The organism is Acidithrix sp. C25 (assembly GCF_904848545.2).
On the sequence record NZ_CAJHCI020000007.1, the window covers coordinates 658319 to 677664 of the forward strand.

The following is a 19346-nucleotide window of genomic DNA, read 5'->3' on the forward strand; positions in this document are numbered from 1 at the left end:
TTCCGCCTTGATGGTCTTGCCTGTCACTTAAACTAGATGGAGATGTTTAGGAAAATATGATCAATGAGGTTCATCAGTGACTTTTAGGATATCTGATGAGCTTTTTGGATCGTGACTTCCTTTAGGGCGTTTATATAATTGGAATTTAAGAGTCGCTAGATCGGTGCTTTTGATTTGGAGTTAATTGTAGTCAAATAGATACAAATCAATAGTCGTACCTTAAATAGCTCTATTTCAGTTATTAGTTTTTTGCCTTTGCCCACATAAGCGGAATCCTGGATAAATCCTCCACGACCCTTATGTGTCTCTCGTCTAAAGTATTTTTCGCTCAAAATCAAAGAGTTCAAATGATTCGGGTACGCCAACCTAATGGGCCACCTTCTAGGCTTTTAGCGATTTATAGACAACGCAAGGCTTTTCAGTTTGGCAGTCGCGCCCCTTGTAGGATCTATTCGAATTGCCACATCTTTCGATTTCGAGACGATTCTCATAAAATGTAAGGATGCATACCTCTCTAGAGATTGATCCATGGAATTGATAGATGGGCAGAATACAGCCAATCCTCGCATTTGGCTCTTCTTGGGAGGTTTAGTGCTTTGGTCTGGCTAGCCTTGGGTGCAACCCATTTTGGAAATTAAAGTTTTAAAGACAAAGGTAGATCTGATCGTAAGTGGGCGTTGAAGGCACATACTTAGAAAAGATAATGCAATGGCATCGAGATCGATCAAAGGCTGATCGTCGTGATCGAAGAGATCTCCGTGATCAAGCTTTGGAAATAAAGGCTCCACCGTCTCTGGCGGGTGCCCTCCGGCAAGATCTGGGTGTATCTGTAATTGCAGAGTGTAAGAGGCGATCGCCCTCACGGGGGGAACTAAATGAAATCAGAGATCCACTAGCTCTTGCGACCATGTATAGCCAAGGCGGAGCTAGGGCAATTTCAGTTCTAACCGATCGTGAGTTCTTCAGTGGTTCTTTGGATGACCTAGATGTCGTAGCTTCTTCATTGCCGATTGCTATATTGCGCAAGGACTTTACTGTAGATGAAAGAGATATCTACGATGCGAAGATTCACGGTGCCAGCGCAGTTCTTTTGATCGTCGCTGGTTTAGAGGCCAATGAGCTTAGAGACCTACATTCTTGTGCTCTCGAAGTTGGGTTGGATGTTTTAGTAGAGACGCACGATGAGGCCGAGATTGAGATAGCACTGGCCATCGGGGCCCAAATTATCGGAATAAATCAGCGTAATTTGAGAGATTTTTCGATCGACACCTATCTTGCAAGTCGTCTTGCTCCACTAATTGGATCGTCGGCTATCAAGGTGGCTGAATCTGGCGTCTCCACACCGATGCAGATGAGCGAGCTTTTGGCGGCCGGTTTTGATGCAGCTTTAATTGGTGAATCACTTGTTCGCTCGGGGTCTCCTAGGAATAGCACTGCCGAATTTGTTTTAAGTGGCCAACCAAGTTAGGGCGTTGTCGGAAATGTTTATCAAGATATGTGGTATCACAAATGAGGAAGATGCCCTTTTGGCGGTTGCGCTTGGAGCCGATGCCCTTGGCTTTATCTTTGCACCCTCTCCCCGGATGGTCTCTGTCAATGTTGCGCGCGATATTATCAAACGCTTGCCAAGTGAAATTTTGACTATCGGTGTATTTGTAAACGAGGATCCAGATGAGTTGGTCAGAATAGTTCATTCGGTTGGGCTGGGCGGTGCTCAACTGCATGGAAACGAGAGTGTCGAGACCGTGTTATCGCTGCGATTGAGGCTCAACTACCTCATCAAGGCGCTTCCGGCAGATGGAATGTCGATTAGATCTTTTTTTCGCTATCCAGTAGATGCACTTTTAGTCGATAGTGCACAGCCTGGATCAGGAAAGGCCTTTGATTGGTCGATCATTGAGGCAGAACACATGCCCAAAAGGATTATTTTGGCAGGTGGACTAAATAGCGAAAATGTTCGAGAGGCTATTACCACGGTTAGACCATATGGGGTTGACGTCTCAAGTGGGGTAGAGTCCGCTCCTGGAAAGAAAGACCCCGTTGCGCTTCGCGCTTTTATTTCAAATGCGAAGTCTGCATTTGTGACTCTAGATAGGGACCCGCTTGGCGATAGCATAAGTGCTACTTCAAGTTCGCCGATCTTCAATTGGGAGGAACACCTTTGACAAATCTTAGCCAGGATCCAAAAGCAATTAGTGGAGATTTTGATGGCCGCTTCGGGGACTTTGGCGGTCGATATATCCCTGAGTCTTTAAACCATGCAGTCGTGGAACTCGAGCGGACATTTAATGAGGCATGGGCTGATCCAGAGTTTATGGCCACATACCTGTCGATTCTCAATAGTTACGGTGGGCGACCATCTCCGGTCACAAAGTGTAACAACCTTTCACGCTCTCTTGGAATAGAACTTTATTTGAAGAGGGAAGACCTAAATCACACGGGTAGCCACAAGATAAATAATGTGATCGGTCAAGCCCTTTTGACCAAGCGTATGGGTAAGACCAGAATTATTGCAGAGACTGGGGCCGGCCAACACGGCGTTGCTACCGCCACAGCAGCGGCGCTACTTGGCCTTAAATGCACCGTTTATATGGGCGAATTAGATACCGAACGTCAAGCGCTCAATGTGTTTAGGATGAAGTTGTTGGGCTCGGAGGTCGTTGCTGTCACTTCGGGATCTAGGACGCTGAAGGATGCGATTAATGAGGCAATGCGCGAATGGGTTGCATGTGTAGAAGATACCCACTATTGCATTGGTTCAGTTATGGGGCCGCATCCATATCCCTATATGGTAAGACAGTTCCAAAAGATTATAGGCGAAGAGGCTCGACCGCAGATCAATGCGCTAATTGGCAATGATCCAGATTTTGTAATAGCGTGCGTTGGGGGAGGCTCCAACGCAGCAGGCACCTTCCACGCCTTTGTTGAATCTCGGTCGGCTCTTATAGGTGTTGAACCAGCTGGTGGAGCTGCAGTGGGCCGTGGTGTGCCGGGTGTTATCCATGGAATGCGTTCCCAGTTCTTACAAGATGAATTTGGTCAGCTACAGGAGGCTCATTCAGTTTCGGCGGGTTTGGACTATCCCGGTGTAGGCCCCGAGCACTCCTATTTGAGTGCTATTGGACGCGCACAATATGAGAGTGTGAATGATGAAGAGGTCCTAAGTGCCTTTCAGCTACTTGCACGTTCCGAGGGAATTATTCCGGCATTAGAACCAGCTCATGGCCTGGCCTATATCGTCAGAGAGGCTGGTAAGGCGATTCCATTTGGCTCCAGTGTGCTTTTGACGATGTCTGGTCGAGGCGATAAAGATGCTGAGACCGTTGCACATATGCTTGGTTATTTTCAATAGATTTGGGTGAGATTTTGATAGAGAATGAAACCTCTTGTAGTCTTGAGGTGAGGCTAAGAAGCCAGCGAGCAAAAGGTCGTAAGATCCTCGTGCCATATGTGACAGGGGGCTATGACGACAGCTGGTTAGAGACTATTCAGGCTATCGCTGAGGCTGGAGCTGACGCGATCGAGATCGGAATTCCATTTTCAGATCCCATTATGGATGGGCCGATTATTCAAGCAGCATCCCAGCAAGCGCTCGATCGAGGGGTGACTCCAGCTTCCATCTTTGCTCAATTGGAGAAGTTGGATATCGACGTTCCGTTGATTGCCATGACCTATTGCAACCTTGTCTTTCACAGTGGATTTGAACGTTTTGGCGGGTGGCTCTCGATGGGCGGAGTAACTGGAACTATCTTTCCGGACCTACCGTTGGAAGAGTCACACAAGTGGTCAGACTATGCAGAGTCGATAGGGATAGCAAATATTCTTTTAGTCGCGCCTACTTCGTCTATCTCGCGTAGCCAGGAGATTGCCAGCGCTAGCCGTGGCTTTGTATATGGTGTTGGGTTGATGGGCGTTACCGGAATTCGAGCTAGCCTTGCAGAGAGTGCCTCGAAGGTTGCATCTTCCCTAAAGGCTATTACAGATCGGGTCGTCCTGGTTGGGATCGGCATATCTACTCCTCAGCAGGCGAAAGAAGTTGCTCAAGTTAGTGACGGTGTGATAGTGGGGTCTGCCTTGGTCAAGCGACTACTCGATGGCGAGGGACCAAATGGTGCCTATGCCTTTATCTCCTCGTTGCGCTCCGGCCTAGATGACCTTTAGGTGTTAACTCCTCTCAATGCTTTTAGCTTGTATATAAAAAATCTTGGACAATTTTAGATAGAGTTGAGATCTCGAATTGTCCTAGATGGTATTTCTCTTGTGAACTTTCCGAGCGAGGTGGTAAAAATGACATTCCCGGATTGTGAGCTTTGCCAAGCGATAAAGATTACGCCTTGGCTCTATGAAGACGATATTTGCTTCGTGGCGCTGTGTGAATCCTGCGACGTTCCAATGGTTGTTCTACGAGAACACAGTGTTGATCTGTCAGAAGAGCTGCTTGATGACCTGATCGAAAAGTTAACAAAAGCGGCCAGTTCTTATTTTGGTGAGCGTGAATTTTTCATAGATAAGATTCGACGACAGATCCCCGATCACTTTCATGCCCATGCTCGGCCGCGCCCTAACTATATGATCTTTCGCCAAGGCCAAGGATCGAATTAGGTCATATGTTTGGCGGCTTGAGATGTCGAGCAATCTCTCTGGGTATTGGAGAGATTGTCTCGGGCAAATGACGGGCTTCGCTACCTTCAATGGCTACATTTAATTGAGCATGTACCTATGTTGACGATTGATCGATGCTCCAATGGTCCCTCCAAATGAAATTTCGCCTCTAGATGGCGGATATTGGAGCCCATCGCCTAGAGCGACCCTGCATGACTAACTCAGCTCCTTGGCGGTCGATGCTTTATCGAGGCGGTTTGGACCTAAAGCTAGTGGAAAATTCCCAAAATTCGATCGTATTGTTTTTTGCTTGGATAGCGCAATAACTAGATGGCGCAGAAGAACCTATTTGCTGATCGCTGCTGCGCCGTGGTTATTTAATTTTTTACTTCGGTGACCCTAGTGCTTTTTCTTCGGTAAAAACTTCGATTTTCGCTGTGATCGTTGGGCATTTTCTTCCATTCGGCTTCGGATGATCTCTCTTCGTTCTCGGAGTTCACGATAGGTAATGGCGTTTGTTTGCTGTTCGAGGCCCAGTGAGTTTTTGACTCCTTCGAGATCGACAGGCACTTCACGAAGGTCTACTCCCACGTCAGCTGCGATTCGAGCCCCATGCTTGGTTGCAAAGTAAGCAGCTAAATATGTGATCTCAGAGAATAGATCGACATCGGGGGCGAGCTTCGCGATTGATGAGTCTAGGAATATCATGTTTTTTATAAAGAGCATTAGCTCCTTAGGCAACTTTGCCCCATAACCTAAAAGTGCTTTGGTAAGCTCACGGATCTCTTTGGTAAGCTCTTCTGGAGACATTGAAGTCGGGTCTTTGGTGGGACGATCAAGCCCCAGATCTGCTATTACCAATTCGATATCGGTATCTATTGGTAGGGCTCCTAGGTCGCGCAGGGCGCTGGTTTGCATTCTAACGTCGTTTACCGTACCGCCCATAAGCAGCCGTAGAAATGCCAGTCGTTTTTCCTCGCTAAGCCGTCCGGTTATTCCATAGTCAAGTAGTCCAACAGTACCATCTTTTTGAACCAGAAGATTGCCTCCATGAAGGTCTCCATGGAAGATTCCAAAGAGCATGGCACCTTCCATGAAACCGACAAGGGCGGCCCTGAGAACCGCTGAAGTGTCGATTCCCGCATTGCGCATTCCGATTGCGTCGTCCCAGGCAAAGCCTTCTAGACGTTCCATAACTAGGACCCGGCGCGTAACATACCGACGGTGGGGTCTTGGAACAACGATGGCTCGCTGATCAGTCTCGGCGAGCAGTCTGGCTACATCTAACATGTTGGCCGCCTCTAAACGAAAGTCCAACTCTTCGACGATGGTCTCAGCAAATAGTTCAACGAGAGCAGGGGGGTTTGCTAGCGCTGAGACTGGAATTCGACCAATGAGTGCGGGTGCAAACCATGCCATCGCTGCAAGGTCGCGTGTGACCAGGTCGCCAACGGTACTTCGCTGGACTTTTACCACGACTTGTTCTCCCGAGCGAAGGCGACCCAGGTGGACTTGGGCGATAGATGCTGAAGCTATTGGCTTTTCTTCAAACTCTAGAAATACCTCTTCGAGCTCTGCGCCAAGGTCCTCTTCAACTGTCTTTCTGACAATCTCGAATGGTTCTGGGCGCACTCTATCACGGAGTTCTTTGAATTCAGTTACAAGCTCCTCGGGAAAAATTCCTTCACCTGACGAGATAATTTGACCGAGTTTAACGTAAGTCGGACCGAGTGCTTCAAAGGAGACCTTTAGTCGCCTAGAAAGTCCAATCCTTGAGATGGGATTCCCTTTGGGCTTTTCTTTGAGTTTCCACATGACTAGCGCTATCGCTATCGAGGTGCCTACTTTGACTACTCGGGAGGTGGGAGGAAGCTTTTTTCGGGCCAAAAGGCGTGGTACGGATTCCTGGCTTCGGCGCCTTAGCCGATCTATACCTCCAAGCCAGAGATAATGGTCGAGGTCGACTACCCATGGTCCGTTTTTAGAAAATGATCCTATCGAATAATCAGAAGGTGCCTGGATTTGGCTGGCCTCTTCTACGTTTGTTGCTGCATCTATATTTTGTGATTCCACAGAGTTAAACCTTACCAAGGCTTGCAGATTATTGGTATGAAAGTCCTTTTAGGAGCTTTGAATTGGCAATTTTACCCTATCGATTAAGGAATTGTTTTTACGTGCACCACTTTGGATCTTCATGGCCAACGCTATCTCGGAGTTCTTGTTGGGTGTCGCCTCGTACCGCAGTGCTATCTAACTGAGTTGCTCAGTTTTGTTTAATTTTGCTCAAATCGAGTGATTCCGCCATCTTTATCTTGGATTCGTTTACCTTTTGATTGCTGTCGTCACATCGAGATTGATACCCAAAATGGCTCAAGGCAAAAATGTAACTGGATAAGCAGAGTTGATCACTTGTCTTCATGGATGGTTTGACTTCTACTGACCATTTGATTGCACTATTTGGGTCAGTAGTTATTTTTGATTGCGTGCGCATGACTCAAATCGGTAAGTCTTCTAATGCTCATTAAAAATTGACATTGATGATAGATCGATTAATGATAAGCCCGAATTTTTTATCGAGGTGGTTTTATCGATCGTCCTCTTTGGGCACTTGTCATATTGAGATGTTTATTTGCGCTTGAAAGCTCCGGAATCGCCGTGGAGTAAGTAGTAGTTGATCGCGAAAGTAGCGAGTTTAGCGAAATTTTATAGCTACTACTGCCGCGGTTAAAGGCCAAAACCCCATAAATGAGAGTTTCTCTATGGGGTTTTGGCCTGAAAGCAGGTAATCAAAATCATCAGACTTGTTATTACGGAGTTATTGTGATTCTAGCTACGAGCTATCCTTCATATTTCGAAAAGATCAAGCTGCCGTTATGGCCGCCAAAGCCAAATGAGTTTGAAATGATTGCCCCGTCTGGCAGACTCCGTGCACTCCCAATCACGACATCAATATCGATTTCAGGGTCAACATTTTTAGTATTTGCCGTTGGTGGAATCATCCCGTGCTCAAAGGTGAGACATGAAGCGATGGCTTCAATTGCACCAGCGGCACCAAGTGAGTGGCCCAGCGCACCTTTGATGGAGGTGACTGGCGGTCGAGATTGTCCAAAGACCTTTGCAATTGCTTCGGCTTCGCCACGGTCATTCAACTGAGTTGAGGTGCCGTGAGCATTCACGTGGCCAATTTGCTCAGGAGCTAGCCCCGCATCAGCTAGGGCGAGCTCCATGCATCCGGCCGCGCCAACTCCATGGGGAGCGGGAGCGGTAATATGGTGGGCATCCGCATTTGAACCATATCCAGATACGATTCCATAGATATGAGCACCACGGGCAATTGCGTGACCAAGCTCTTCCAAGACCACAACCCCAGCGCCTTCGGCCATCAAAAAGCCATCACGCTCGGTGTCGAAGGGCCTAGATATTCCACTTGAGGAGGCCGCAGTCATATTTGCGAAGCCAGCAACAGCAGTTGGTGTACTTGCAACTTCAGCGCCACCAGCCAGCATGACGGTTGCACGTCCGGTCGCAATCTCCCTAGCAGCATTGCCAATTGCCTGGGTTCCAGCCGCACACGCAGTTGCGGTTGTTTGACAGGTGTTTGTAAATCCAAACTTCATCGAAATGGTTGCCGCATTGGAATTTGCCATCATCATTGGAACTAGGAAAGGTGTTACCCTGTCTGCTCCGCGAGTGTGGCAGATAACTATCTGCGCCTCGAGGGTGGTGAGCCCTCCTACGCCGGTTCCCATCCATACGCCAGCTCTGGCCGGGTCGACCTCTAGAGAACCCGTGTCTTGCATTGCTAGTATCGAAGCAGCGAGTCCCATCTGGTTGTATCTATCGGCACGACGTGCGTCTTTAACACCCATATAAACAGATGGATCGAAATCGGGAATCAGTCGTGAACCGGAGTATTCGGGTTGGTTGATTCCATTCCAGAATGCCTCCTTGCCAGTACCGACTGAGGACACGACGCCAACACCAGTGATTGCGACCTGGTATGGCGCTTCAATGCTTTGACCGGCTTGTGTCCACGCTATCTTCATGCAATTTTGCCTTTTACTAAATTGAAGGCGCCACCAACTGTGTCGACACCTTCGAGTTCAGACTCCTCCACCTTTATGGAAAAAGAATCTTCCAACTCCATAACCAACTCTACGATATCAAGACTGTCAGCGTCTAGGTCCTCAGCAAAATTTGCTTCCATGACTACTTTGTCTGGGCTTACGCCGAGAACCTTGACTGCGCACTCCTTGAACTGCTCAAAAGCCTTAGCGTCGTCCATCTTCGCAACTTCCTTCTTTTGTTGTTGTTGTTTCCCATGAGAATCCGCCATCTGGCTTATCCCTTTTTATGCCAAGGTAGTGGCATTCCTTCCGATAAATGATAGCGGATCTGGCGGCGATGGACTAAAAGCCCATCGATAGTCCTCCGTCAACAGGCAATATCACCCCGGTAATGTACGCAGCTTCTTCCGATACGAGAAACGCTATGGCTCCTGATATGTCCGAAGGCTCCGCAACTCTTTGCATTGGAATTGATGAAGTCATCTCATCCATGCGCTTTTGGCTCAGATTGGCTGTCATTGCCGTAGCAACGGCGCCGGGCGCAATGACATTGGCCGTAATATTTCTGCTTGCCACTTCTCGAGCTAGAGATCTAGCAAAGCCGCTCAGACCTGCTTTTGATGCGGCATAGTTGGCTTGACCAGGTCCCCCCATCCCTGCGATTACCGATGAGACAAAAACAATTCTACCAAATCTGGCTCGAACCATCGATGGTAGAACTTTTTTCGTGAGTCTAAAGGCTCCGGTCAGGTTGGTTTCGATTACAGAATCCCATGCGTCGTGGGACATCCTAAGTAAGAGAGTGTCTTCTGTGATACCTGCATTTACGATTAGAATCTCGATCTTACCGAATTTGGCTTCAACTTGATCGATAGCGGAATCTATAGAGTCGCTATCTGAGACGTCGCAGGAGACCTCCATGAATCGATCTCCGTATTTGGTTAGATTTTCACTACTGTGGCGAGATCGATAGGTGACCGCTACCTTGTATCCTCTCTCAAGAAGTACCTCAGAGGTGGCTGCTCCAATTCCAGTTGCGCCACCGGTGATAAATACACACCTTGACTCTTGCACTAAACCACCCACCGTATCACTGCTGCAGCCCAGGTCATTCCGGCTCCAAAGCCGCAGAAGAGAACATGGTCACCATTTTGAAGTCGTCCCATCTCAGCGGCTGCAACCAAGGCTAATGGAATGCTACCGGAGGAGGTATTGCCAGTTTTATCTAAAACTATCGCGGTTTTTTCAATCGGGATTCCGAGGCGATTGGTTGCCGCTTCTATGATTCGCAGGTTTGCTTGATGAGGTACGACGAGGGATACATCTGAGGCTGCGATTCCTGCACGCTCCAAGGCTTGCTTGGAAGACGCAACCATGGCTAGAACTGCCTTCTTGTAGACTTCACGCCCTTCCATCTTCATGTATCCGCCGTGATCACAGTAAAGGATAGGCACGAGACTTCCATCGACACCTAAGTCCCATCCCAAAAAGGCATTGTCTTGTAACTCTGTACGCTCCATGATTACAGCGCCAGCGCCGTCCGCAAAGAGTACTGCTGTTGAGCGGTCTTCCTGGTCTGTTATTCGACTCAGGGTATCCGATCCAACGACAAGAATCCGCTTGACTCCAGTTGCAATCATTGAGTTGGCTAGGACCATAGCATAGACAAAGCCCGCGCATGCCGCGTTGACATCAAAGGCTCCGCAATTGAGGCCGAGCTCTGCTTGCACTGTCGCTGAGGTCGCAGGAATAGTCTGCTCCGGGGTTGTCGTAGAAAGAATCAAAAGATCGATATCTTTAGGTTCTAGTCCGGCATTCGCCAATGCTTTCTGTGAAGCTTCGATTGCGAGCGAGGATGTGGTGCCTCCAAATCGACGCTCTTTGATGCCCGTTCGTTCGGTTATCCAAGCATCGTTGGTTTCGAGGCGAGCCTCAAAGTCGGCGTTTGTCACGACGGTGTCGGGAAGCGCAGAACCCCACCCTACAATCTTTGATCCATAAAACACGTTTAGTTATCCAATGCGGTTCGTAGCCAAGCGATTGGCTGTCCTGTAGTTACTCTTTCACCATCTGAGGCGAGATATCCGCTTAGAATGCCGGTAAATGGCGATCTAACGGCCTCGCTGTTTACCTCTCCGAGGCTATTTCCAACTGAGACTCGATCTTTGAGTCCAATCTCGTGAGACAGTGAAAATACTCCTGCGTTAGGAGAGACAACTATTCGTTCAGATGCATAAAGATGTTCGCCTAATACCATCTCGTTAGGTACTGCGGTGCGAGCGTTTGCCTCGACTGCCATGATCAATTTATCGAGGTCGTTAGGGGTCTGAACCGAGATGCCAGTTACGTCTGGAGCGGCTCGTTTAGCAAGGCCAGTCAATACGTTACCTGGACCAATTTCAACAAGCAACGTTGTACCTAGGTCTCGAAGTTTGGCTAGTGACCTAGTCCACATAACAGGCGATGTTAGTTGTTGCGCGAGAAGCCGTATCCAGTCTGCTGCACGTCGATACGGAAACGCATCGACATTGGCGACTACGGGTACTTCGGCGTCGTAGAAACGGGAATCTAAAAGTGCTCTGCGAAGACGTTGTCTCGCGTGCTCCATATATGGGGTATGAAAGGCACCATTTACAGGTAGAACTAAGGCTTTTTTGGCGCCAATTTCACGTGCAATATCGATGGCACGTTCGAGGGCGTCGCGCCTTCCAGAGAGTACGACTTGGCCTGGAGCGTTGTAGTTGGCTACCCAAACTTCGCCTCCGGCTGCATCGCATGCCTTTTCTGCGCCGTCGTCATCGATTCCTAAAAGTGCTGCCATTGCACCCGGATTCTCTTCAGCTGCATTTTGCATGGCTTCGGCTCGCTCGCCGACCAGTTTTGCACCCGTGTCAAATGGAAGGGCACCTGCGGCGACAAGTGCGCAGTATTCTCCTAGTGAGTGACCGGCGCAAATTGAAGGAGTGACTCCGGTTCTCTCGATAGCATCAAGCACAAGCATCGACATTGTATAGGTGACGAGTTGAGTGTTGCGAGTTTGAGCAAGCGTCTGCTGGTCAGCGTACAAAAGTAACGAGGCTATATCTCGATTGGTTGCTTCAGACGCATCGGCCACGACCTCCCATGAAGGATGGTCAACCCACGGAGCTCCCATGCCAGGTTTTTGGGAACCTTGTCCTGGAAAAGTGAACGCTATCACTTGGTGCCTTTCATTGCTGCACGTTTAATTTCGTGAAACATATTCCTATTAATTCTAGGCGTTGCTGCTTTAGTACCATCGGTAACTTGATTTTTATTGCCTAGATGCCTTGACAGTTTGTTGATAATATGTTATGGGAGCCAAGGCGTCTAGCAAAGTTATACAAACGACTTGAGCCTCTGTGAGTTAGCCTTCGATGCTTTTGATCAGAGCGACTGCCACGTTTGCGGCTCGGCTGCAACATTGGGTGAAATTAAATTATCGAGTTATTCTTCGTCCTTGTCTCGGTGCTCACCCATCTGTATTTGGGCGAAGCAATCTCTTTGTTAGTTGAGTTACGCCCATTTGGTGGGCTCTCTTCGAATTTAAACCTTATACATTTGACCAATTCTTTCAAATGCATACATATATAGACTCCGAAGAAGACACAAAGGTTACAAATTGATGGAATTAGCATCAAGGATCAACCGGTAAAAGCAGATGTATGCTTCGAAATTCTTTTAGTGGTCGTTTTTTGGATCAAGTGATTCAAGGTCTTTTTAGTCAATGAAGTGGTTTTTTTAATTTGAGACGTACTTTGGTGGGCAAGCACCTGTAAGATATTTGTTACACTTTGCCCGGGTGGTGGAATGGTAGACACGAAGGACTCAAAATCCTTTGCTCGCAAGGGCGTGCGGGTTCGAATCCCGCTCCGGGTACTCACGATATGGTTTGGTGCAAACGATTTGGAAGCTATTTGCAATCGTGCATGGCGCACGGCACGCGATATGCTGATAAGCCAGCCGATTATTTGAACGCAAATTGTAGTTGGATCTCTGTTTCCGCATTTGTAATCGGTTATCCGAGCAAGTCGGTCGCCCAAGGCCCGAAATGGTTACGATCATATTTTATTCTTCCACACAGTACATGCTCTATTGACAAAGAGAGATAGGTCTTTCTTTGAGCGATAATCAGCATCCTTAGTAACTCATTTCCGATTGGAACTGTGTTTAGCCCGGACTGTGGCTAGAAAGGACTGTCACGCTTTTATTGCGACTTTCCTATTGTGGTGATGTGCCCGTTGGCCTTACTACTGTTCAATTCAGAAGTCGCCCTAATAACACAGGTGTGTGAAAGCGTACAATAACCGATTATGGAGCATCTGTGATCGGATCAAAGAATTAGCTGAAGTGGCGAGTGTAAATTTCGCTTGGAGCCGACTTTGGAGATCGATTGCCATAATTATTTGGTATTTGGCCCTTATTAGTTAGATTGATGCATGCGTCGCGCCTTCTGGATCCAGACCCTGTTGCTGCTTACAGTCGGAACAATAGCTCTTCGGTTGTACTTGATCTATATTCCGCGGTCGCAGACGGCTAGGGATTTCTACCTGAAAGTTCAAGGAGGCGTTCGAGTGATCTCTTTGAGCTGTCTATCTCAGCGATTTGGTTAGGCCCGAAGCAGCCTGTTCGTTTGAGTTCGTTTTTTATGAATAGTGAAGATTCGTAGACGCAATCGGTTAGTTCTTGGTTGAGATCCTCATAGGTCCTAAGTGTTCGAGCTAGATCCCAGGCGTGAATTGTTAGGTCGCAAGACCTCAATAAGATTAAAGTTTCGATCGAAATATCCCCTTCGGGATGCTCAACTACTCTGTCTTGAGGCCAGCATTCTTCGAGGGACTCTCGTTGTTCATCGAGAGATTCGAGACACTCCAGGAATAGATCATCGGTGATGGTGGGCAAGGTGGGTAATGCCTCTACCTTTTGATTTGAAGCACCTTGAGCTAGGTACGCCGCAATTCTTGACCCTTGGGTAACGTGTATCAGTAGGTCTTGAACGTTCCAGCCCGGCCACGGTGTCGGGTTGGTAAGGTCGACATCTTCGATGGTTAAAAGCCGCTCCCTAAATGCTTCAGTTGCGAGCACTAGTATTCGATTTGGTTCCATGGAGTAATTTTACCATTCATAGTCCGTGATGGAATTGCCTAGATTTTTTAGTAATTATCCGTAGCCTTTAAAACATTGGTCGAATATTTGTTTCATAGGGTTTCCTTATGAATGTTGAGCTGATGCCGACTTATATCACTACATTTGCTGTGTAGATATATCTGTCAGCGCATTTGCCAATTGTTTTCGTGTTAGATCGGTTTAAGCTTTTTGTGCTTGGTGTCGATAGTGATGGTGATGCGATGCACGTAGGACAGTGGATAGCAAGACATCGAACTTCGTCTTAATCTGTTGGAGAGATAGTGTGACTTTGCTTAGAGAGGGAACCAGAATCTTTCTGGATGCGTCGACAACGCCTCAGTCTTTAGAGGGAGCTTTTTCGGTACCCGCTTCGGCTTTGCCGGCGACGTTGTTGTACATGTCAGATCGAGTGGCCCGGTTGATACTTGAGACGCCCAAGAGCTTTCGTCTAAATTCCAAAGGGGTGCTCTATCGTAAGGTTCGTTTTGGCCTCTTTGGAGCACCATTTGTGGTGGAAAATAATGAAGATCCATCTCCAAAACTTCTTTCGGTGCGGCTTTTGAATCCGGGCGCTGTTCTTCAGCGGCGAGAGTTCGTTCGAGTCTCAACTGTCCTTGGAGTTTCGATATTTGTTCTAGAAGATGATAGAGCTATCGCTAATTTTACGGCTGTGGCTATTGATATTTCACAAGGTGGGATGCGGATTAAGACGTCTCATGGGATACGGGATAACGAGCGAATTAGGATTTCTTTTTTAATTGAAGGAACTACTCTAACGGTGTACGGACGTCTGAAAAGTCGTTTTCCTGATCAAACTTATGGTTTTGAATTTGACAGCATCTCTGACTCAAATGCCTCCAAGATTTGCAGATATGTCTTTAGAACTCAAGTTGCCCAGAATCCTCAACTTGGCAAACGAGCTAGCTTCTCTGACAATGATGGCGGGTCGACCCCCAGTAACTCTAATCCTGAAGAGGACGAATATTGGGATATCTTCAAAGAGGGGACACTCTCTTCGATAGCTGTATCGACTGATTATCGTGACTTCAATAAGACAGTATTTGGAGCGTTCAATCGTTTTTCCGTGTTCAATTGACTTAGCACCATGGCTTTGATCTTCACCAAAAGAGTCTTGTCGATTGGAGCCTGACGAATGGTCCGATGAATAGTTTGCAACATGGCCAACTGAGCGAGCAAATAAATATAACAAAGCCCAAAGGGTATGGTCCGGGTCTTGCTAGTTGTCGCCAAATAAGAGATGACGTGACTACCTTTTTGCCTCAGAATGGCGTTGAGTAAAAGCGACAATCAGTCGAGATATCGCGATTAAAGCAAGGACGAAGATCACAAGTAACATTGCCGCGTCGAAAGAGAGCCTTTGGGCCGCTACGGTTGGTTGGTTGTAGAAGGTCCACACTGCATAGGTTAAATATCCCAGAGGAGAGTGGGTGAGGGCTAGCTTTGGTAGATTTTGTGAGTATCCGGCTGTGTACAGAAGGGGAGCCGTCTCTCCAATTGAAATTGCTAGAGCGACTATCAGACCAGTTGCAATCCCTGGAAGGGCAGTTTTGAGTGAAATTCTTGTTAGGATTCGAGTCGGTTTGAATCCTAGGGCTTCTGCACCTTCTATGTAGGCTGTCGGGACCTGACGCAGCGCTACCTCAGTCGTCTTGGCGATATATGGTACGACCATTGCCGAAAGTGTCAATAGTCCAGCTCCTAGGGAAAAGCCCCAGTGAAGTCCAACCACTAGGGCCGTGTATCCAATGTAGCCAATGACGATCGAGGGTATTCCAGCTAAAACTTCAGATGACGAACGTAGAATTACAGCGGTTCGACCTTTTGCAAATTGTGAGAGATAGATACCAGAGAGGATTCCAATTGAGCCAGCGACCACCATCACCCCAGTGGTAATGGTAGCCGTTCCAACGATTTCATTCTTTAGGCCGCCTCCCAAACCTACCCCGTTTTGCGTTATGACGCTCCATGAGAAGTGTGGTAGTGCACGAATGATCACCTGAAGGACGATCCAAATCGAAGGTGCAATCACCAAGACAAGCGCGATAGAACATAAGACTATGACCGCCAGGTTGATAAGTTTGCGATTTCCACTGTGGCGTGAAGTATCCTGGCTCAATTTTTTAGACTCCTCTTCCAATCGGTAGCGACGTTGATGCGACTCGCCTCACGAGTAGGCGTGCGCCTACATTGGCAAGAAGTGTTATGAGCATCAGAATTAATGCCGCCTCGGCCAATGTCTCAACCGCTAGTCCGGTTGCGTCGGTCAGGGCTGAGTCAAGCTGACTTACAATTGTGGCCGCGATGGTCGTGAACGTGCCGTAGATATTCGTGGGATACGAACCTAGCACCACTCCTGAGACCATAGCTACCGCCATGGTCTCTCCAAGGGCTCTCGCAAAGCCCAAAACGGTAGCGCCGATAACACCGGCGGATATCCAAGGAAAGGTAACTTTTCTTGTTACTTCCCACTCCGTCATGCCAAGGGCAAATGCACCTTCTTCGGCGAGCCTGGGAACTTGAGCTATCAAATCTCTGGTAGTCGATGCGATAATAGGAATAATCATTATTCCTAAAATTAAAGATGATGTCAAAAGCCCCTCACCGGCGCCAGTGCTACCTCTGAAGTATTTTAGTATGAAGATATTGGGGGCGTGGGACGCGATGACTGGATAGATGTCACGCGAAAGTAGAGGACCGAGAGTTAAGGCACCCCACAGTCCAAAAACTACACTTGGAATGCCTGCGAGAAGCTCGAGGAATGCTCCGACAAATCCTCTAAGTCTTGGGTGAAGCTTTTTGGCCACAATGACCGCAGCGCCAACAGACAAGGGGATGGCGAAGATCAGGGCTATTACTGACGATTCGAGGGTACCAATAATCAAAGGAAGCGCACCATAACTTGCAAGTAACGGGTGTTGAACCCCATTAGTAGTCACTGGATTTGCATAGAAGTTACCAGGTCGCCAATTGCGACCAATCAGAAAGCCGCCACCGTTGTACTTGATCGCCGGGTATGCCTTCTTGAAGAGAATCGTTAAAATCCCAATTAAAACCAAAAGTGGTACGCAGGTAGATAGTGCACTAATGACCGTAATCGGACTCCATCGCCCCAACTTAGCCGGAATGAATTTTCCGTGATCGTCGGGTGAATTTGCCAAAGCGTCTTCAACAACAGATGTGGCCATTTGTAGTCCTCGTCTAATTGGTGGATTGTATTTAATTCTTCGACAAACGACCTGACATGGAAGTCAGGTCGTTTGTTTTGTACAGCCGCTTGGAAATATTCGAATGATTTCTAGCGGATTATTTTTTAGCCAGCTTGGATCTTGTTAATTTGCGCAAGAGAAAGAGCAGCTACGGACGATGGCAGAGGTTGGAAATTGACCTGGCTTAGATACGAGGCGGCATTCCCATGACTTGGATCGATCGCCCAGGTAAGTACGGATCTGATGGTGGCTGCTTTGTTCGCATCGGTTTGTGCTGTATTTACTATCGCGTATTCAAAGTTGATTATCGGATAAGACGCTGTCCCTGGGCCGTAAATAAGCGAGATCGCTTCGTTGCTAGGCACCTTGGCGATGAAGCTTTGGGCTTCAGCTTGAATGGAAGTTGGGGTTGGGACTACATATTTTCCGGCGGCATTTGAAATGGCTGCCATGGTAAGGTTGGCTTTCTGAGCAGACGATGCAAAGCTAACACCGACATATGCAATGCAACCCTTAGTGGCGCCGCATGTGGTCACCATTCCACCGTTCCCATTTGCTGATAGAGCAGTCGATACGGCTGGCCATGGCACCGTGGTTCCATAGGATACGCTACTTCCCCATCCGCTTGGATCGACAGCTGAGAGATATTGCGTAAATATGAAGGTATCACCTGAGCCATCAATTCTGTGAACGGGGATGATTGCTAGGTGTGGCAATGTCGCCGAGGGATTTAGGGCTTTGATGGCCGGGTCGTCCCAATATTGAATCTTGCCCTGATAGATCTTTGAAATGACCGATCCGCTTAGATCAAGTTGTGTCGTTACTCCAGGGATGTTGTAGACGATCTCCTGAGCCGAGATAGCTAGGGGGATATTTACCAGTGTTGGACTCTTGGTAGTTTGGGTGGAGGAGAGATATGCATCCGAGGCACCTATGTCGACAGTGGCTGAAGCAGCATCTGCTATTCCGGTCCCAGATCCCGTTCCCGCAGTAGTTATTGTAATGTTAGGAAATTGCTTTTGATAGTCGGGTGCCCAAAGGTTAAAGAGTGGATAAAGTAGAGTGGAACCGGTCTCTTGTATTGCAACCTTTGCAGTCGGTGGATTTTCTCCTGATGCAAAGTTCGGTGCAGTAGTTGTTGAGGCTGACGGGGCGGCGGTCGTAGCTGCTGCTGTGGTAACGCTCGACGAGTTTGACGACGATGACGAGGAGCTACCGCAAGCTGATGCGACCAACCCGCCTGACAGAAAGATGCCAGCGAGTAATAGAGGTTTTTTCGGCAACATGCCGTTTCCTTTCAATAGAGTGGTTTTTGTCTAGATCGACGTTTTTGTTTACCCGATACGTCCGGAGATGTAAAATTGGGTCTCTGGCATCTGAGGGTTTTCGAATATCTCCGAAGTCACTCCAGATTCCATTAACTTTCCGTCGAAAAAGAACATCGTGTAATCAGAGATTCGTTTGGCTTGAGCCAAGGAATGTGTCACAACGATGAAGGTGATCTCTGGGACGAGCTTGGAAAATAGATTTTCTACGGCTTCCACAGAGATCGGGTCAAGCGCAGACGTGGGTTCGTCTAGCAGCAGGACTTTTGGTTGCACGGCAAGACTTCTTGCCAAGCACAATAATTGTTGTTGTCCTCCAGAGAGTCTGAAAGGGGAATCATCCAAGCGATCATATACGGCTTTCCAAAGGCCGACCTTTTCAAGGGCGTCTTGAACGATCTCTTTGTATGCAGCGCGCGGAGCCATTTTGTGGGCTTTGATTCCGGCAAGTACGTTATCCTTGATTGACATTGGAAAAGGATTTGGTCGTTGAAAAAGCATTCCTACTTGGCGGCGTAACTCTAGAAGGTCGATCTCCTTGGAGAGGACCTCTTGGTCAAGGAGATTGATGCTGCCTTTGGTCCAAAAGCCCGATACTTTGTCGTTTAGTCTGTTTACACTTCGTAAAAACGTAGTTTTGCCTGACCCTGTTGGTCCAATTAGGGAAACGATTGACCCTGTAGGCATCGCTAAATTTACATCTTGGATGACATGCTTGTCTCCGAAACCAATATCAAGATGTCGGACGTTGAGAATTGTTCTCGACGTACTGACATCTGTCCTTTGAGAGGTCTTATTGCCCGGATCCTCTTCGCGGTCTATAACCAAGTCTTTCATTTGCCCCTCACCAAGGTGATGCCATTTGGTTTCCAAGTATTTCTTCGAACCTTGGTTATGAACTTAACGAGGCAATGTTAACGCCGGGTAAACATGGACGATTATTTGGATTTATTAATGTGCAATATTGATAGCTCCTATGG

General features: G+C 47.8%; 17 protein-coding genes and 1 tRNA gene. 7 read left to right on the plus strand and 11 right to left on the minus strand.

The genetic code is table 11. The features are described 5' to 3' along the window. Nucleotides 1-670: 670 nt before the first annotated feature. From trpC to ACIDITHRIX25_RS84475, 5 genes are all read left to right on the plus strand, one after another. Nucleotides 671-1468 (plus strand): indole-3-glycerol phosphate synthase TrpC, encoded by a 798-nt coding sequence (gene trpC / locus ACIDITHRIX25_RS84455; RefSeq protein WP_052605699.1) that lies wholly within the window; start codon nt 671-673, stop codon nt 1466-1468. A gap of 13 nt (nt 1469-1481) precedes the next feature. Further along, entirely contained in the window at nt 1482-2165 is a 684-nt protein-coding gene (locus ACIDITHRIX25_RS84460; protein ID WP_082058645.1) for a phosphoribosylanthranilate isomerase, read from the plus strand. Then, a complete protein-coding gene (trpB, locus tag ACIDITHRIX25_RS84465) occupies nt 2162-3352 on the plus strand; it encodes a tryptophan synthase subunit beta (protein WP_052605700.1) in 1191 nt (396 codons plus the stop codon). Before ACIDITHRIX25_RS84460 ends, trpB begins: the two co-directional genes overlap by 4 nt. 14 nt (nt 3353-3366) lie before the next feature. Continuing rightward, the gene (gene trpA / locus ACIDITHRIX25_RS84470; protein WP_249685824.1) at nt 3367-4161 is read left to right on the plus strand and encodes a tryptophan synthase subunit alpha; all 795 of its coding nucleotides are present in this window, start codon (nt 3367-3369) and stop codon (nt 4159-4161) included. A 126-nt stretch (nt 4162-4287) separates the two neighbouring features. Further along, the gene (locus ACIDITHRIX25_RS84475; RefSeq protein ID WP_152626015.1) at nt 4288-4602 is read left to right on the plus strand and encodes a hypothetical protein; all 315 of its coding nucleotides are present in this window, start codon (nt 4288-4290) and stop codon (nt 4600-4602) included. A 399-nt stretch (nt 4603-5001) separates the two neighbouring features. Here ACIDITHRIX25_RS84475 and ACIDITHRIX25_RS84480 read toward each other — a convergent pair whose 3' ends face one another. The 6 genes from ACIDITHRIX25_RS84480 to fabD form a co-directional block, all read right to left on the minus strand. Then, on the minus strand, nt 5002-6675 hold the full coding sequence (locus tag ACIDITHRIX25_RS84480; RefSeq protein ID WP_082058646.1) for an ABC1 kinase family protein: 1674 nt from the start codon (nt 6673-6675) through the stop codon (nt 5002-5004). Nucleotides 6676-7439: 764 nt separating this feature from the next. Then, the gene (locus ACIDITHRIX25_RS84485; RefSeq protein ID WP_052605703.1) at nt 7440-8648 is read right to left on the minus strand and encodes a beta-ketoacyl-[acyl-carrier-protein] synthase family protein; all 1209 of its coding nucleotides are present in this window, start codon (nt 8646-8648) and stop codon (nt 7440-7442) included. Beyond that, the gene (locus tag ACIDITHRIX25_RS84490) at nt 8645-8938 is read right to left on the minus strand and encodes an acyl carrier protein (protein WP_283770449.1); all 294 of its coding nucleotides are present in this window, start codon (nt 8936-8938) and stop codon (nt 8645-8647) included. The genes ACIDITHRIX25_RS84485 and ACIDITHRIX25_RS84490 overlap by 4 nt, the downstream gene beginning before the upstream one ends. A gap of 73 nt (nt 8939-9011) precedes the next feature. Next, nucleotides 9012-9743 carry a 3-oxoacyl-ACP reductase FabG gene (gene fabG, locus ACIDITHRIX25_RS84495; protein WP_152626016.1) on the minus strand — a complete coding sequence of 244 codons (732 nt, stop codon included), beginning with the start codon at nt 9741-9743 and terminating at the stop codon, nt 9012-9014. After that, nucleotides 9743-10675 carry a beta-ketoacyl-ACP synthase III gene (locus ACIDITHRIX25_RS84500; protein WP_052605705.1) on the minus strand — a complete coding sequence of 311 codons (933 nt, stop codon included), beginning with the start codon at nt 10673-10675 and terminating at the stop codon, nt 9743-9745. Before ACIDITHRIX25_RS84500 ends, fabG begins: the two co-directional genes overlap by 1 nt. A 2-nt stretch (nt 10676-10677) precedes the next feature. Beyond that, nucleotides 10678-11868 carry an ACP S-malonyltransferase gene (gene fabD, locus ACIDITHRIX25_RS84505; RefSeq protein ID WP_268749156.1) on the minus strand — a complete coding sequence of 397 codons (1191 nt, stop codon included), beginning with the start codon at nt 11866-11868 and terminating at the stop codon, nt 10678-10680. 615 nt (nt 11869-12483) lie between these two features. On the opposite strand from fabD, the gene ACIDITHRIX25_RS84510 reads away from it, so the two are divergent. Then, a tRNA-Leu gene (locus ACIDITHRIX25_RS84510) sits at nt 12484-12566 on the plus strand. Between the two features lie 657 nt (nt 12567-13223). On the opposite strand, the gene ACIDITHRIX25_RS84515 is transcribed toward ACIDITHRIX25_RS84510, so the two are convergent. Next, complete coding sequence (locus ACIDITHRIX25_RS84515; protein WP_052605707.1) at nt 13224-13793, minus strand: maleylpyruvate isomerase N-terminal domain-containing protein; 570 nt, start codon at nt 13791-13793, stop codon at nt 13224-13226. 304 nt (nt 13794-14097) lie between these two features. Between ACIDITHRIX25_RS84515 and ACIDITHRIX25_RS84520 the strand changes: the two genes are divergently transcribed. Then, entirely contained in the window at nt 14098-14910 is an 813-nt protein-coding gene (locus ACIDITHRIX25_RS84520) for a flagellar brake protein (RefSeq protein ID WP_052605708.1), read from the plus strand. A gap of 171 nt (nt 14911-15081) precedes the next feature. On the opposite strand, the gene ACIDITHRIX25_RS84525 is transcribed toward ACIDITHRIX25_RS84520, so the two are convergent. From ACIDITHRIX25_RS84525 to ACIDITHRIX25_RS84540, 4 genes are all read right to left on the minus strand, one after another. Next, nucleotides 15082-15951, minus strand: coding sequence for a PstA family ABC transporter permease (locus tag ACIDITHRIX25_RS84525; protein WP_052605709.1), 870 nt, complete (start codon nt 15949-15951; stop codon nt 15082-15084). A gap of 4 nt (nt 15952-15955) precedes the next feature. Further along, on the minus strand, nt 15956-17020 hold the full coding sequence (gene pstC, locus ACIDITHRIX25_RS84530) for a phosphate ABC transporter permease subunit PstC (protein WP_082058647.1): 1065 nt from the start codon (nt 17018-17020) through the stop codon (nt 15956-15958). Nucleotides 17021-17145: 125 nt separating this feature from the next. Beyond that, a complete protein-coding gene (gene pstS, locus ACIDITHRIX25_RS84535) occupies nt 17146-18327 on the minus strand; it encodes a phosphate ABC transporter substrate-binding protein PstS (protein ID WP_201732062.1) in 1182 nt (393 codons plus the stop codon). 48 nt (nt 18328-18375) lie between these two features. Further along, on the minus strand, nt 18376-19203 hold the full coding sequence (locus tag ACIDITHRIX25_RS84540) for a phosphate ABC transporter ATP-binding protein (RefSeq protein WP_082058651.1): 828 nt from the start codon (nt 19201-19203) through the stop codon (nt 18376-18378). Between the last annotated feature and the right edge of the window lie 143 nt (nt 19204-19346).

Bases quoted from the DNA above. Each gene is read 5' to 3' on its own strand.
- ACIDITHRIX25_RS84460 (WP_082058645.1), top strand. From the start codon at position 1,482: ATGTTTATCAAGATATGTGGTATCACAAATGAGGAAGATGCCCTTTTG.
- ACIDITHRIX25_RS84475 (WP_152626015.1), top strand. From the start codon at position 4,288: ATGACATTCCCGGATTGTGAGCTTTGCCAAGCGATAAAGATTACGCCT.
- ACIDITHRIX25_RS84485 (WP_052605703.1), bottom strand. From the start codon at position 8,648: ATGAAGATAGCGTGGACACAAGCCGGTCAAAGCATTGAAGCGCCATAC.
- ACIDITHRIX25_RS84490 (WP_283770449.1), bottom strand. From the start codon at position 8,938: ATGGCGGATTCTCATGGGAAACAACAACAACAAAAGAAGGAAGTTGCG.
- ACIDITHRIX25_RS84515 (WP_052605707.1), bottom strand. From the start codon at position 13,793: ATGGAACCAAATCGAATACTAGTGCTCGCAACTGAAGCATTTAGGGAG.
- pstC (WP_082058647.1), bottom strand. From the start codon at position 17,020: ATGGCCACATCTGTTGTTGAAGACGCTTTGGCAAATTCACCCGACGAT.
- pstS (WP_201732062.1), bottom strand. From the start codon at position 18,327: ATGTTGCCGAAAAAACCTCTATTACTCGCTGGCATCTTTCTGTCAGGC.
- ACIDITHRIX25_RS84540 (WP_082058651.1), bottom strand. From the start codon at position 19,203: ATGAAAGACTTGGTTATAGACCGCGAAGAGGATCCGGGCAATAAGACC.